The 14150-nt window shown below is 44.8% G+C and carries 16 protein-coding genes and 1 pseudogene; all 17 read left to right on the top strand.

Features of this window, described 5'->3' with window-relative positions; genetic code table 11:
* Positions 1 to 30: 30 nt before the first annotated feature.
* Complete coding sequence (locus V6C27_13010; GenBank protein MEG6617325.1) at positions 31 to 1416, top strand: flagellar hook-length control protein FliK; 1386 nt, start codon at positions 31 to 33, stop codon at positions 1414 to 1416.
* A gap of 17 nt (positions 1417 to 1433) precedes the next feature.
* Entirely contained in the window at positions 1434 to 1934 is a 501-nt protein-coding gene (locus V6C27_13005) for a flagellar hook capping FlgD N-terminal domain-containing protein (protein ID MEG6617324.1), read from the top strand.
* A complete protein-coding gene (locus tag V6C27_13000) occupies positions 1924 to 2313 on the top strand; it encodes a TIGR02530 family flagellar biosynthesis protein (protein ID MEG6617323.1) in 390 nt (129 codons plus the stop codon). The genes V6C27_13005 and V6C27_13000 overlap by 11 nt, the downstream gene beginning before the upstream one ends.
* Positions 2314 to 2387: 74 nt before the next feature.
* Positions 2388 to 3332 carry a flagellar hook-basal body complex protein gene (locus V6C27_12995; protein ID MEG6617322.1) on the top strand — a complete coding sequence of 315 codons (945 nt, stop codon included), beginning with the start codon at positions 2388 to 2390 and terminating at the stop codon, positions 3330 to 3332.
* Positions 3333 to 3372: 40 nt separating this feature from the next.
* Positions 3373 to 3840, top strand: a complete 468-nt coding sequence (locus V6C27_12990) for a flagellar basal body-associated FliL family protein (GenBank protein ID MEG6617321.1) — start codon at positions 3373 to 3375, stop codon at positions 3838 to 3840.
* Between the two features lie 12 nt (positions 3841 to 3852).
* Positions 3853 to 4263, top strand: a complete 411-nt coding sequence (locus tag V6C27_12985; protein ID MEG6617320.1) for a FliM/FliN family flagellar motor switch protein — start codon at positions 3853 to 3855, stop codon at positions 4261 to 4263.
* 10 nt (positions 4264 to 4273) lie between these two features.
* A complete protein-coding gene (gene fliO / locus V6C27_12980; protein MEG6617319.1) occupies positions 4274 to 4675 on the top strand; it encodes a flagellar biosynthetic protein FliO in 402 nt (133 codons plus the stop codon).
* Positions 4659 to 5417, top strand: coding sequence for a flagellar type III secretion system pore protein FliP (fliP, locus tag V6C27_12975; GenBank protein MEG6617318.1), 759 nt, complete (start codon positions 4659 to 4661; stop codon positions 5415 to 5417). The genes fliO and fliP overlap by 17 nt, the downstream gene beginning before the upstream one ends.
* 5 nt (positions 5418 to 5422) lie before the next feature.
* Positions 5423 to 5692 (top strand): flagellar biosynthesis protein FliQ, encoded by a 270-nt coding sequence (fliQ, locus tag V6C27_12970; GenBank protein MEG6617317.1) that lies wholly within the window; start codon positions 5423 to 5425, stop codon positions 5690 to 5692.
* A gap of 56 nt (positions 5693 to 5748) precedes the next feature.
* Entirely contained in the window at positions 5749 to 6486 is a 738-nt protein-coding gene (fliR, locus tag V6C27_12965) for a flagellar biosynthetic protein FliR (protein ID MEG6617316.1), read from the top strand.
* Positions 6486 to 7550: a flagellar biosynthesis protein FlhB gene (gene flhB, locus V6C27_12960; GenBank protein MEG6617315.1), complete on the top strand. Its 1065-nt coding sequence runs from the start codon at positions 6486 to 6488 to the stop codon at positions 7548 to 7550. The genes fliR and flhB overlap by 1 nt, the downstream gene beginning before the upstream one ends.
* A gap of 137 nt (positions 7551 to 7687) precedes the next feature.
* Positions 7688 to 9777: pseudogene (gene flhA, locus V6C27_12955) on the top strand (flagellar biosynthesis protein FlhA).
* Positions 9777 to 11090, top strand: a complete 1314-nt coding sequence (flhF, locus tag V6C27_12950; protein MEG6617314.1) for a flagellar biosynthesis protein FlhF — start codon at positions 9777 to 9779, stop codon at positions 11088 to 11090. Before flhA ends, flhF begins: the two are co-directional and overlap by 1 nt.
* Positions 11056 to 11907: a MinD/ParA family protein gene (locus V6C27_12945; protein MEG6617313.1), complete on the top strand. Its 852-nt coding sequence runs from the start codon at positions 11056 to 11058 to the stop codon at positions 11905 to 11907. Before flhF ends, V6C27_12945 begins: the two co-directional genes overlap by 35 nt.
* A 13-nt stretch (positions 11908 to 11920) precedes the next feature.
* Positions 11921 to 12574: a PilZ domain-containing protein gene (locus V6C27_12940; protein MEG6617312.1), complete on the top strand. Its 654-nt coding sequence runs from the start codon at positions 11921 to 11923 to the stop codon at positions 12572 to 12574.
* Between the two features lie 13 nt (positions 12575 to 12587).
* Positions 12588 to 13337 carry a FliA/WhiG family RNA polymerase sigma factor gene (locus tag V6C27_12935; protein ID MEG6617311.1) on the top strand — a complete coding sequence of 250 codons (750 nt, stop codon included), beginning with the start codon at positions 12588 to 12590 and terminating at the stop codon, positions 13335 to 13337.
* Positions 13274 to 14131, top strand: a complete 858-nt coding sequence (locus V6C27_12930; protein ID MEG6617310.1) for a flagellar hook-basal body complex protein — start codon at positions 13274 to 13276, stop codon at positions 14129 to 14131. Before V6C27_12935 ends, V6C27_12930 begins: the two co-directional genes overlap by 64 nt.
* Positions 14132 to 14150: the final 19 nt, after the last annotated feature.

Genomic DNA, 14150 nt, shown 5'->3' with positions numbered 1-14150 from the left:
CTATATACGTTGAAAGGAGGTGATTTTAAGGTGGTAACAGTGAATGGAAATATTTTCCAAGGGGTTAATGGCAAATCGATCAACCAGTCCAAAGGGGTTGTTAAAGAAGGTGATGGGGCTAACGGTGATTTTTTAATGGCACTGTTGGCAGCGGCCACTGGTCAACAAACTGTCGGCACCGATGTTACCGTTCCGCTGTTAAACGGTAACTCTGACCAGCAACAGCCTAGTACCGACACAGAGCAACCAAGCCAGATGGGACAACAGCAATTGATCACTGATATCCAAACACTATTGACAGCACTGCTGGCACAACTGAAGCAACCACAATTGTATGAACCACAACCAGTAGGAACGGTACCGAAACAGGTTGATGCGGCGCTGCTGGATAAATTGGAGAGTTTGCTATCCAGACCGCAGCCACAGCTAACAGTTGAGCTGAAGGATGCGCTGAAGCAACTCCAGATACAGTTACAAAATGCCAGTCCAGAGTCCAAATCACAACCAGCACTGGCGCTTGGGCAAACTGATGGCAATGCTAAACAACCGTCACAGCCTTTGCTAAGACCAATTGAGGGAGAACTACTGGGCAACTTGGAAAAATTGCAGTCCAGCCTGCAAGTACAACCATCGATAGCCACGCCAAAAAGCCAATTAAATCAGCCGTTAGTAGATGGGGACTTTAAACAACAAACAGCAGAACGGGCTGTCAAGGTCGAGCAGATAGCTCCGGAATTGCCCAAAGCAGTTTTAGTACCCCAGCACAAGGGTTCTACCTCGGTGCAAGCTGGGGAACAACAACCGGCTACCAATCAGCCACCGGCAGCAATCAGTCAGTTTGTTAAACCGGCAACGGAACGGCCCGTTGAACAATTAGCGCAACCAGTGGTAAAGGGCAACGAAGAGGCTGTGCAGAGTGCAAACCAACAAACCACCAGTAATCAAAGTACACTGGTAAACAGTAAAGACCAAGTACAGCCAGAGCAAATGGCAGGCAGATTGCTGAATATGGTTAAAGAAATGGCCACTAAACAGCAGCCCAACCAAACCACCATTCATTTAAGATTAAACCCCGAGCATTTGGGGGAAGTAACCATTCGTTTGACCTACAACCGTGGTGAATTAAATGCCCAATTCTATGCCGCCACTGCTCATGGTAAAGAGGCTTTGGAAGCGGTATTGCCGCAAATGCGGGAGGCGCTTTATCAACAGCAGGTAAAATTAAATGATGCCACAGTCTATTTAAATAATGGTAGCAATCAATGGTTAGGGGGGCGTCAGGACAACCAGGGAGATAGCCGCGGTAGAAATGCTGCTGGTTACAACAACAAGAACAGTTACCAACCCCAGGTTAGTGCAGTGTCCACCGATCATAACAGCGTGGTGGTTGATGACGGTTTGAATATTTTGGTTTAATGAAAGGAGGGGGAGTAGTGGAAGTAAAGGCAACCAACAATGACTATTACTTGCCAGATACCAAAACCAAAGAGTTTAAGCAACAACTGGATAAGGATGCCTTTTTGCGGATTATGGTGGAGCAATTAAAAAACCAAGATCCCACATCGCCAATGGACACCAGCCAGTTCATTAGCCAATTGGCCGAGTTTACTACGCTAGAACAGCTGACCAACTTAAATAGTCAGATGACTGATTTGTTGCATAGTCAACAGATTAACCAGGGGGCGGCCTTGATTGGTAATACCGTGACGCTGATTGATGAAGGTAGCATTGTTACCGGCGTGGTGGATAAAGTTAGTGTCACTAGCGATGGAGTAAAGGTTATGGTTAATAACAAAGCCTATGATATCACTAATATCACCATGGTGGAAGGTAAAGCTGTGGTTGAGCAGCAGCCCACACCAGATACTGAGGAGCCTGTGGCCGATGTGGAGGAGGTAGCCACCGGTGGGGGTGATGAAGAAAATGGTCAATAAAATCAACTATATTCCCCAACCACAACCTATTAATCAGCAACTGATTAAAGCCAATAATACCGACAAAAATATGCAAGTGCCCAGTTTTGCTGATTTATTATACAACGAAACCCAAAGGCAACAGCCGGTGAAACTTTCAGCCCATGCCCAAAAAAGACTGCAGCAGCGCAGCATAGTGCTGGGGCCGGAAGTTATGAGTAAGATTAATCACGCAGTGCAGCGGGCCGAGGCCAAAGGGGCCCAGGAATCGCTATTGATCTATGGCGATCTGGCATTAATAGCCAATGTAAGAAATAAAACGGTGGTCACCGCCATAGATGGTCAAAGCCTAAAGGATCACGTTTTTACCAATATTGATAGTGCAGTAATAATCAAATAAGCAGCCGGCCCGTAAGGAGGCTGTCCGTGCCGCTGACCGACTGACGCGGCTCATAATATAAGGAGGGGCAAAAAATGATTCGTTCTTTATATTCAGGTGTATCTGGCATGAAAAACCACCAAATTCGCATGGATGTTACTGGTAACAACATTGCCAACGTAAATACCACCGGTTTTAAAAAGGGCAGAGCCAACTTCCAGGATACTTTGTATCAAACTATAAGCTCAGGTGGTAACAGTAAAAACCCCGCCCAAGTGGGTGCCGGTATGTCTGTGGGTAGTATTAATAACGATTTTGGCCAAGGAGCAACCCAAAATACCGGTAGAACGCTAGATATGGCGATTCAAGGGGATGGCTTCTTTGCCGTTTCCAATGCTAAGAGTGATTTGATTACTGCTGGTAATGTTACTCCCAAAACTGACCCGGCGGATTTAAAGGCAAACTACACTAGAGAAGGTGTATTCTTTGTAGATAAAGATGGTTATATTGTCAACTCCGGTGGTATGAATTTAATTGGCCAAACTGCCGGTGTTAACACACCTAATGATAAAAGCGATGATGCCTATGGTGCCATTAGAGTATTGTTGGAAGATGATACTAGTACACCAGCAGTTCCATTATCTATTGAGGCATTAACCATTTCACCTGACGGTAAAATTACTGGTACCTATACAAATGGAAATCCTGTAAAATTTGATTATGGAAGTGGTAGTTATAATGATTCTACTTCCTTAACAGAAGCCCGCATTGCCATCGTAACCTTTGCCAATAATGAAGGCTTAATCAAAGAAGGGCAAAATGTTTACAAAGAAAATGTTGACACCTCTGGTGCTGCCGTTTTTGGGGTGCCCAACGGTGAATCACAGCAAATCAACTCCGGTTACTTGGAAATGTCCAACGTAGATTTAACCGAGGAATTCACCACCATGATCACCACTCAACGTGGTTACCAAGCCAACGCCAGGGTAATTACCACCTCTGACAGCATGCTGGAGGAATTGATTAACCTAAAGCGTTAATGTATAGTAATTAATATTAAAAAACAAAGGTGAGGGGTAAATGGCTAAAGAATTATCCGCTGAACAAAAGGAAAAAAAGTCACGTTTTTCTGCTAAAACTGTAATTGTGATCCTGTTACTGCTAAACATGCTGGTTGCCGGAGGCATAGCTGGCTATTTCTTCTTGCTAAACCCGGCTGACAGTGCACCCAAACCACCGGAAATGGCCACCAGCGAATTGGGAGAAATGTTGATTAATTTAGCCGATCCCGGTGGCATTCACTACCTGCGGTTCACTGCCGTTATGGAATATCCCAAGGAAGAAAAGGAGTTGGTTGATGAACTGCAACAGAAAAACCATGTCATTAAAGATACTGTGATTAGACTGTTGCGTTCTAAAAAATTAGCCGAAGTACAGCCACCAGAAAGCATTGACAATGTTCAGCGTGAGATGACTGAGGCTATCAATGAAAAATTGGAACACGGTAAACTGAGCAGAATCTACTTTACCGAATACCTCACCCAGTAGGTGATAACGATGATGTCTGAAGAAGAAATTCAATCCTTTATGGCAAAAATGCAGGATCTAAAAAGGGAAGAGGAGAGTGAAGCCGCCGTTAAACCGGTGCGCTTCCCTCCCATTACTTCTTCTCAGCCAGGGCCGTCAATCAAAGCCAGCCTGATGCATTTGGAAGACGTGACCATGGAGATTTATGTTGAGCTGGGCCAAGCAAGAATTAAGATCAAAGACCTACTGAATCTAGAGACTGATTCAGTGCTGGAACTCAACAAGTCCGCCGGCGAGTCTGCAGATATTTACATTAATAGCAAACCCTTTGCCCGGGGCGAAATTTTGGTGATTAATGACCACTTTGCCGTCAGGTTAAACAAAATTACTCGTCATGACAAGTTGGCTGCTTGCAGCCAGCCTAAAGAACAGATAGAAGGTTAATAATAACACCATGAATAATACAGAAATTTTATTTGCCTTTATCAGAGTAATCATTGCGCTGCCGTTGGTGTTGGCACTGGCCTATGTGGCCATTAAATACGGCCTCGCCCGCCGGGGCTTAGTTAAGGGACAACAGGGTGGTCGGCGCATGCGAGTGGTGGAGCAAATGCCCCTGGGACCAAAAGGCCTTTTGAGCCTGGTGGAAGTTGGCGACAAATATTTTCTGTTGGCCCATGCTGAAACTGGGATTACGGTGGTCAAGGAGTACGATACTTTGCCGGAGCCGTTGGCAGATAATACTGTTGCCGAGGGTTTACCTGATTTTCGTCAATTGCTTAAATTTAAGCTTAAGCAGCAACAGCATGTTAGCCATCAAGACACAGCAGAAGGAGAAAATGGCCGTGAAAAATAAACCAATTATCTTTATCGCCCTTACTGCCATTTTTATTTTATTTGGCCCCCCGTTGGCTGGTGCGGCACCGCTACCGGCGGTGGATTTAACTATTCAACCAACTGATGAGCCAGAACGAGTGGTGGATTCAGTAAAATTACTGTTGCTGTTGACGGTACTTTCGCTAGTGCCAGCATTTTTAATGATGCTCACTTCCTTTACCCGCATCGTGGTGGTACTATCATTCTTGCGGTCGGGTTTAGGTACCCAGTCAACCCCGCCTAATCAAATTTTGATTGGTTTGGCTTTGTTTTTAACCATTTTCATCATGAAGCCTGTTTATACCGAAATTAATGAAAATGCGGTGCAACCCTATCTGAATAACGAAATTAGCCAGCAGCAAGCCACTGAATTGGCCACCCAACCGTTAAGGGAATTCATGTCCAAACAAACCAGGGAAAAGGATTTGGCGCTATTTGTTAATCTGGCTGATATGGACAAGCCCCAAAATATTGATGCGGTACCGCTAACGGTGTTGACACCAGCCTTTATTATCAGCGAGCTAAAAACAGCCTTTTTAATTGGTTTTTTAATTTATGTGCCCTTTTTAGTGATCGATATGGTGATAGCCAGCGTTTTGATGTCCATGGGGATGTTTATGTTGCCGCCGATGATGATTGCGTTGCCCTTTAAGGTGCTACTGTTTGTCATGGTGGATGGCTGGTACTTGGTGGTAAAATCCCTGGTAGAAAGTTTTAGGTGATCACAATGAGTCAAACTGAGATTATTCATATTTGCCGAGAGGCTTTAATGATGGTGGTCATTTTATCGGCACCGGGATTGCTAATGGCCATGTTGGTGGGGCTAATCATTGGGATTTTTCAAGCCACCACCCAAATTCAAGAACAAACTTTGGCCTTTGTGCCCAAGATTTTGGCGGTGTTTATCACGGTAATTGTACTTTCTGGTTGGTTAGTTAATGTTATTGTTGGGTTTACCCAACGGTTATATGAGCAGATTCCCAATATTGTTCGTTAAGCATAGCTAGTGGGGTGAACAGGTTGTTGCCGGATTTTTCGATATTGCCAATTTTTATGCTGGTATTTGTGCGTTGCTCCACCTTTTTGTGGGCCAGTCCAATTTTTGCTATTCCCGGCATACCTGGTCAAGTAAAGGCTGGTTTTGCCTTTGTTCTCACCATTATCATTTATCCCATCATCGCCGCCAGTGGCCCTGAGATATTTGACGGAGGCTTAGGGTATATCATGATGCTGGTCAGCGAGGCGGCAGTTGGTTTGGCCATGGGCTTTGTCTGTACTATGGTGTTCAATGCGTTGCGCATGGCAGGTCAATTAATAGATTTAAGCATTGGTTATGCCATGGCCCAAATAATGGACCCGGTGACCAGTTCGATGAACACCCCTTTGGGCAGATTCCTTTATTACGTAACTTTGGCCACTTTTCTCTGTGTGGATGGCCATCATGGACTGATTTGGGGGTTGGTGAAGAGTTATCAAATATTGCCATTAAATGCAGCGGAAATGACTGGCACGGCTGCGATTTTCTTAATCAGGGCCTTTGCCGATACCTTTACACTGGCTCTGAAGGTTGCGGTACCAATAGTGGCGGTTTTATTAATGACGGATATTGCTTTGGGAGTAATGGGAAGAACTGCACCCCAGATGAATATTTTCATGCTGGGTTTTCCCTTTAAAATTATGTTGGGATTGCTGTCGTTAGCAGTGTTGTTGCCGCTAATGGGCAGTATTTTTGCATCAATATTTGATCAGATGCAGAAGGACTTATTATTACTAGTGAAAGGGCTGTCTTAATGGCTAATTCCGGTGGTCAAGAAAAAACAGAACAGGCGACGCCCAAAAAACTGCAGGATGCGCGCAAAAAAGGTCAGGTGCCTAAGAGTGCCGATTTTAATGCCGCCCTGTGTTTGCTGGCCGGGGTGCTGTATTTTTATATGGCCAAGGGAACATTTACTCAGCAGGTGTATGAAGAACTGAGTCATTATTTCCATAATTATATCATTGCCCCACCGGACACCAATCGGTTAGTGGATATATTAATTAGAACACTGATTGGCAGCTTTGGTTTGTTGGCCCCTTTGTTTATCGTACTGGTAATTGTGGCGCTGACAACCAACATTGGTCAATTTGGTTTTTTGTTGGCGCCGGAAGCCATTAAACCAAAGTTGTCAAAACTTAATCCCATTGAAGGTTTTAAAAAGATGTTCAGCAGTCGCACGCTTTTTGAACTGCTAAAGTCCATCCTCAAGATCACTTTAATGGGTGTGTTGGTTTACACCGTGGCCAAAGGACAATACAGCCAAATGCTTAAGTTGTTTTACGGCCCACCGGTATACTTGTTTCATAAAGTGCTGGAAGCAATGCTGGCTATTTTATTATGGGGAGCGTTAACCTACCTGGCCATTGGTTTATTGGACTTGGTATACCAACGCTATGCTTTCAACAAGCAGATGCGCATGTCCAAGCAGGAAGTTAAAGATGAATATAAACAAACCGAAGGAGATCCCCAGATTAAATCCTGGTTAAAACGCCGCCAGCGGGAGATATTGATGAACTTGGTCAGTCAGGAAGTACCTAAGTCCACCGTGGTGGTCACCAACCCAACCCACTTTGCAGTGGCACTGAAATATGATGCCGATGTCAAACCCGCCCCGGTGGTGGTGGCCAAAGGGGCAGACTTCATGGCTCAAAAGATCAAGGAAATCGCGGCCCAACACAATGTGCCCATCCAAGAAAATAAACCAGTGGCCAGGTTTTTATACAACAATGTAGAAATAGGTCAGGAAATTCCACCGGAGCTATACCAAGCGGTGGCGGAGATACTGGCAACGGTTTATCGATTGAACCAAAAACGGTAAATGGAACAGAACAGAATTATGAATTAGGAATTTATAGGTTAGTCTAGCGGGCTCAATGAATTGAGCCCCTACAAAAAGCAGGTTGCATAAAATAAATCAGTCATAAACAGCTAAAATTAAGGAAGGTTAATGCAAAAATGCCCTTACCAAATCTTTACCAAGCTAAAGCAAACTTAAAAGGTAATTCCGATGTTATTATTGCTGCCTTTGTTATAGGCATTATATTAATGATTATTATTCCCCTAAGCCCCAATGTGTTGGACTTTTTGTTGGTGATAAGTATAACTTTGGGTTTGGTGATTTTGCTAATTACCATGTTTACCACGGACCCCTGCAGTTTTCGGTGTTTCCCAGTTTGCTATTGGTAACTACCCTTTACCGATTGGCATTGAACATATCATCAACCCGGTTGATTTTAAGCGAAGCCTCTGCCGGTCAAGTTATTGCAGCCTTTGGAAATTTTGTCACCGGAGGTAGCTATGTGGTTGGTGCGGTGGTGTTTATCATCATCACCATTATTCAATTCATAGTGATCACCAACGGTGCCGGCCGGGTGGCCGAGGTGGCGGCTCGCTTTACGTTGGATGCCATGCCCGGTAAACAAATGAGCATTGATGCTGACCTGAACTCTGGCTTGATCAATGAAGATGAAGCCAGACATCGGCGGGAACAGATTCAACGGGAGGCCGATTTCTTTGGGGCGATGGACGGTGCCAGTAAGTTTGTAAAGGGAGATGCCATTGCCGGGATTATCATTATCTTTATTAACGTTTTGGGTGGTTTTATCATTGGCATTGCCCAGCACGGCATGTCGCTGGCCGATGCGTTGATCACCTATACAACTTTGACCATTGGCGATGGTTTGGTCAGCCAGATTCCGGCACTGCTGATATCCACCGCCACCGGTATTTTAGTTACCCGGTCGGCTTCCGAAAACAGTTTTGGTAAAGATCTTTCCCAACAGTTTTTAAACTTTCCCAAAGTATTGGGTTTGGCTGCAGGGATTCTATTTGTCATCGGCCTAGTGCCGGCGATGCCCAATTTCTTGTTTTTAGCCCTTTCCGGCGCCCTGGCTTATACTGCTTATTTGTTAAATAAAGAAAAAGAACACGAGGTTGTAAAACAGCAAGAATTGGAAGCCACCAAGGCGCAGGAAACTCGACGTCAACCGGAGAATGTATTAAATTATTTCCAAGTTGATACATTAGAAGTGGAAATTGGTTATAATTTGATCTCATTGACGGACGAAAGCCAAGGCGGAGACTTACTGCAGCGGATGGCGGCCATTAGACGTCAGTGTGCGTTAGAACTGGGGATATTAGTTAGGCCCATTCGCATTCGCGACAACATGCAGGTGCACCACAATAATTATGTAATTAAGATCAGAGGGGTGGAGGTGGCCGAGGGCGAACTTATGCCGGGACATTATTTGGCCATGGACCCCTTGGGACAGCAACTGGACATTAAGGGTATTGCCACCACAGAGCCCACCTTTAAACTGCCCGCTTGGTGGATTGATGAAACTGAGCGCGAAAAGGCGGAACTTAACGGTTTAACGGTGGTGGATTGCAGTACTGTGATGGTAACCCATTTGACAGAGATCATCAAGAGCCATGCCGATGAACTGTTGGGCCGTCAAGAAGTGAAGGAATTGCTGGATGTGGTTAGGGAAAGAACTCCGGCAGTGGTGGAGGATTTAGTACCGGACCTGATGTCTTTGGGCGAAATACAAAAGGTGTTACAGAATTTATTGCGGGAACGAGTACCCATCAGGGATTTGGTGACCATTTTAGAAGGGCTGTCTGATGGCGCCCGTTTAAATAAAGACCCAGATTTTCTCACCGAACATGTGCGCCAGTCGTTGGCAAGAACCATTTGCCAGTTGTACGCCACACCGGATGAAGCCGGTTCACGGAAGAAAATTTCGGTAATTACCTTACATCCGAAAGTGGACCAAGCAGTGGCTGATTCGGTGCAGTCAACCCAATTGGGTCAGTATCCGGTAATGGAACCCAACCAAGCCAATGCGCTGTTGGATAAATTGCAACAGCAGGTGGAACGGCTAACTATGCGGGGAATCAGCCCGGTATTGCTGTGTTCACCTCGGGTGAGATTGCCGCTCAGGCGGATGTTGGAGCGTTACTTGCCCAATCTGCCAGCCATATCTATAAATGAAATAATTACCGGTATTGAAGTAGAAGCAGTGGGGACGGTGAATCCTGATTAATGATTATCAAAAAATTTGTGGTGGATGAAATGCCACAGGCGGTACAGCAGATTAAAGCTGAACTAGGTCCGGAAGCGATCATTGTCAGCAGTAAAAAGGTCAGGGGCCAAGGGATTAAAGGCCTTTTTAAAACCAGAATAGAAGTAACGGCAGTATTAGATGAAGTAAAAGAACTGCAGGCACCACCCCAGTACCAACAACTGGAAAAACCAAAGGAACCGGTGGATCAAGCAGTGGCTGCGGTGCATCCCCAGCGAACGGTGTCAAAGGTGGAAAACCTAACGATCTATCAAGCCGCAGACTTAGTACGCACTACGCCGACACCAACCGTCAAGGGGCCGAAACCAGTTATGACTAGTGCTAATAAGTTGCAGTCCACTGAGTTTAAGCCGATATTAGAAGAAACGGTAATGAAATCTTTGGAACCACAGGAAAAGGGGAGGTTGTTGGCGATGTTGGAACAACAAGCAGGACAAAAAGACCTAGCATTAGACAAAGATTTTAACTGTCGCTGGTTGGAAATTCTTACTGATATGGATATAGACCAGGGGATTGCTAAGAAGTTGTTGCATGGCTTAGAACAAGCAATTAAAGATAGTAGTGGTGACAAAAATGATCTGGCTAAAGTGCACATAATCAACAAGGTGACAGATTTGTTGAAACCGGCCTATGAAAACATTGAACCGGCTAAGTTTATGTTTTTTGTGGGGCAACCTGGAGTGGGTAAAACCACCACGCTGGCTAAATTGGCCACTCGGTTTAAGTTGCTGGACAACAAACAGGTGGCATTAATTACTGTCTATACCTATCGTTATGGCGCGGCCGACCAGTTAAAAATTTACGGAGATACCATTGATGTGCCGGTGGAGGTGGTGATGACTCCGGCGGAATTAAAACAGGCAGTGGAGCGACATGCAGAGAAAGACTATATTTTAATTGATACTGTGGGACGTTCATCTAAAAATACCGGTCAGGTGCTGGAGTTAAAAGGGTTTATTGAAGCAGTCAGTGGTAGTAAGCAGATATATTTAGTCAGCAGTGCCAGTACCAAAGACCGCGATTTATTCCGCACCATCAGGGATTTTAAAATAGCCCATTACAACGGTTATATCTTTACTAAGGTGGATGAAACCGAAACTTTGGGTTCCATGCTAAATGTGGTTTTAAAAACTGGAATACCAATACAATATTATTGTGATGGCCAATCCATTCCTGATGATATTGAAGAGGTACAACCGCGTAAATTAGCTCAACTTTTGTTCAGGAGTGTTGACCAGTATGTTGAAGGGTACAATAATCAAGGCAGGTACTAAAAGGACACCGGCTAAAGGTCCCCGGGTAATCGCCATTACCAGCGGCAAAGGTGGCGTAGGCAAAAGCAATGTTACGCTAAATTTAGCCTTGGCTCTGGCGGATAGAGGCCAGCGAGTGGTGGTATTTGACGCCGACCTGGGTCTGGCCAATGTAGAAGTATTACTGGGTAAAAAGCCTCAGTATAATCTTTATGATTTTTTATATCATGGAAAAAGTATAGATGACATTGTCATGGTTGGCCCCAAGGGTATTCGCATTATCTCCGGTGGGTCTGGGGTGATGGAACTGGCTAACTTAAGTGTTGAGGCCCTAAAGCGCTTGCAGGGGGCAATGCAGGTTTTTGATGCTGGTGTCGATCAGGTGCTGGTGGATACCGGCGCCGGCTTAAGTAAAAATACTTTGGCCTTTTTGGCAGCCGCTCATGAGCTGGTGGTGGTGGTCACCCCGGAACCAACATCCATTACTGATGCCTATGGTTTGATCAAGGTGTTATCTAGGTACAACGTGCACCAACAAGTGCAAATAATTGTCAATAAAGCTGTTAACAACCATGAGGCACAGCAGACCATACAAAAATTGCAATTGACAGCGGAGCACTTTTTACCCAATATTAGGATTGAATATTTGGGTAACGTGGCTGAAGATATAAATGTTGTGCAGGCGGTGAAGGAGCAAAAACCCTTTGTGCTATATAATCCTAATTGTTCCGCCAGCAGATCCATCAAGAAGGTGGCCAATCAACTTATTGGTTTGGAACATCAGGAGACTGGGGGATTATCTGGTTTTTTCAGTCGACTGAGCCGATTATTCAGCTAGGGGGATATAACATATGGCGGTAGAAAAATATAAATTGGGACAAAAAATTACAGTAACTAGAGTAAATGACCACAAAGACGAGCACTTTTATTCCACCATTCAGAATGTTACAAATGGTGAAATTTATATAGACATACCATACCAAGGAGATACTCCATTGGTACTAACGCATCACGAGCAGATTAATGTTAAATATGTGTCGCAAAATGGTGCCTTTACCTTTACAGCCAGTTTCTTAGGTGTACATAAAGAAACGGAAGTCCTAAATTTTTATCGCATCGGTGCCCCGGCAGAACAGGACATAAAAAAGATTCAATTGCGGGAGTTTGTGCGGGTACCAATGATGTTGGATGTGGAGTACTACTTACAGGGTGATGAAACAAAATATAAAGGCACCACGGTAGATTTAAGTGCCGGCGGAATGCGGTTAGCGAGCAAAAACGAGTTGCAGAAAAATCAAGTTTTAGATTTATATTTTACCATTAATAAGAAAAACCGAGTAACGGATATATCTTTAAAGGGCCAAGTGGTTCGGTGTGAGTTAATTGATCAACAGATGAATCTTTACCATGCTGGTCTAAAGTTTTTAAACATCACCCGGTGGCTGGAGGAAACATTAGTATCCTTTGTCTTTGAAAAGCAAATTGACCAATTGCGCAAACGCTAATGGATGTGAAAACATGGATAATGATAGCCTTTGGCAAGCATACGTCACCCAGCCCAGTGCTGAGTTGCGGGAAAAGTTAATATTAAACTATTTACCGTTAGTAAGAACCATTGCCGGCCGGCTAGCTGTCAAGATGCCCTATTTTATGCAACAGGCTGACTTGGAAAGTTGTGGCACCATGGGCTTGATAGAGGCGGTGGATAAGTTTGATTTGTCAATGGGGGTGGCCTTTGAAACCTTTGCTTACCACCGCATTCGGGGAGCAATGTTTGATGAATTGCGACGACAAAATTGGGTGCCCCGGACCATTTGGCAACGCCAACAGGCGGTTAAAGCAGCAAAGGAAAAATTGGCCCAAAGTGGTGAGCCGGTGACTGAATTGGCAGTGGCCAACGGAGCAGGCCTCACGTTGGAGGAACTGCGCCAGGTCACCGGGCAATGGAACGCTAGCCAAATGTATTCATTGGATGAGGAAATACACAACGGTGAAGGTGATGCTGTACGCCGGACCGACCTGCTGGCCGATGACGATAGTCCCGATCCGTTGACCATTATAGATGAACTGGAAGATAAAAGAATATTGGCCGATGCCATTGCCACACTAAAGGAACGGGATCGGCTGGTGTTGGCATTATATTACCAAGAAGAGTTAACTCTAAAGGAAATAGGCAGTGTGTTGGAAGTTTCTGAATCTCGAGTGTGTCAATTGCACAGTCGGGCAGTCAAAAACTTAAGAAAAATATTACAACAGATGATGAAGTAAATTTGCCTAAAGGCGGTGAGAGTTTGTTTAGAGGTATATACACCACCCTCAGTGGTATGGGGGTGCAACAGTCTAGGTTGGATTTGATTACCAGTAACTTGGCCAATGTTGAAAGCAAAGGTTATAAAAGTGATCAGATTAGGACCGAAACCTTTGGTGAAGTTTTAATTCACCATCAAAGCCCTAACCAAAAAGGGTTAACCCCGGTGGGGCCATCCAACATGGGCAGCGCGGTGGCTGAGGTTTATATTGACATGACCCAGGGGGATTTGTCCACCAGTGGGGAATATACTGATCTGGCTTTGGATGGCAAAGGCTTTTACGTGTTACAGGCGCAAACTGAACAGGGCCAGCAGGAGTTTTACAGCCGAGACAGTTCCTTTTATGTTGATAAGGATGGTTATTTGGTTAATACCCGCGGCGACAAACTGTTAAGTGAATCTGGACCCATTAAAGTGGGGGACAAAAAGTTTGAAGTTGACCAGAAGGGTCGCTTGACCATTGATGGTGAAACCCGGCCGCGGTATACACTGCGTGTGGTTGAGTTTGCAGACACCAGGGCGTTGAAAAAGGAAGGAGAAAAATACTTCTCCCCCACCGAAGAGGCAGAAATATTGCCCAGCACCGAAACCAAGGTGCTGCAGGGTGTGATAGAATCTTCCAACGTTGACACCACGGTGGAAATGACTAATATGATTCAAGTAATGCGCACTTATCAAGCCGGCCAAAGATTAATGCAAGCCCATGATGAACTGCTAAATAAAGCAGCCAATCAGCTGGGTTCATTAAGATAAAGCGATAATTGGTGAGGTG

The sequence above is a fragment of the Peptococcaceae bacterium 1198_IL3148 genome, assembly GCA_036763105.1.
Classification (GTDB): domain Bacteria; phylum Bacillota; class Desulfotomaculia; order Desulfotomaculales; family Desulfohalotomaculaceae; genus JBAIYS01.
This window is presented reverse-complemented; position numbering and strand designations above follow the sequence as displayed.

Coding starts and splice junctions, on each gene's coding strand:
- V6C27_12990 (MEG6617321.1), top strand. CDS start 3,373: ATGGCTAAAGAATTATCCGCTGAACAAAAGGAAAAAAAGTCACGTTTT.
- fliQ (MEG6617317.1), top strand. CDS start 5,423: ATGAGTCAAACTGAGATTATTCATATTTGCCGAGAGGCTTTAATGATG.
- flhB (MEG6617315.1), top strand. CDS start 6,486: ATGGCTAATTCCGGTGGTCAAGAAAAAACAGAACAGGCGACGCCCAAA.
- V6C27_12985 (MEG6617320.1), top strand. CDS start 3,853: ATGTCTGAAGAAGAAATTCAATCCTTTATGGCAAAAATGCAGGATCTA.
- V6C27_12935 (MEG6617311.1), top strand. CDS start 12,588: ATGGATAATGATAGCCTTTGGCAAGCATACGTCACCCAGCCCAGTGCT.
- V6C27_12945 (MEG6617313.1), top strand. CDS start 11,056: ATGTTGAAGGGTACAATAATCAAGGCAGGTACTAAAAGGACACCGGCT.
- V6C27_12995 (MEG6617322.1), top strand. CDS start 2,388: ATGATTCGTTCTTTATATTCAGGTGTATCTGGCATGAAAAACCACCAA.
- fliP (MEG6617318.1), top strand. CDS start 4,659: ATGGCCGTGAAAAATAAACCAATTATCTTTATCGCCCTTACTGCCATT.
- V6C27_13000 (MEG6617323.1), top strand. CDS start 1,924: ATGGTCAATAAAATCAACTATATTCCCCAACCACAACCTATTAATCAG.
- fliO (MEG6617319.1), top strand. CDS start 4,274: ATGAATAATACAGAAATTTTATTTGCCTTTATCAGAGTAATCATTGCG.
- flhF (MEG6617314.1), top strand. CDS start 9,777: ATGATTATCAAAAAATTTGTGGTGGATGAAATGCCACAGGCGGTACAG.
- V6C27_12940 (MEG6617312.1), top strand. CDS start 11,921: ATGGCGGTAGAAAAATATAAATTGGGACAAAAAATTACAGTAACTAGA.
- fliR (MEG6617316.1), top strand. CDS start 5,749: ATGCTGGTATTTGTGCGTTGCTCCACCTTTTTGTGGGCCAGTCCAATT.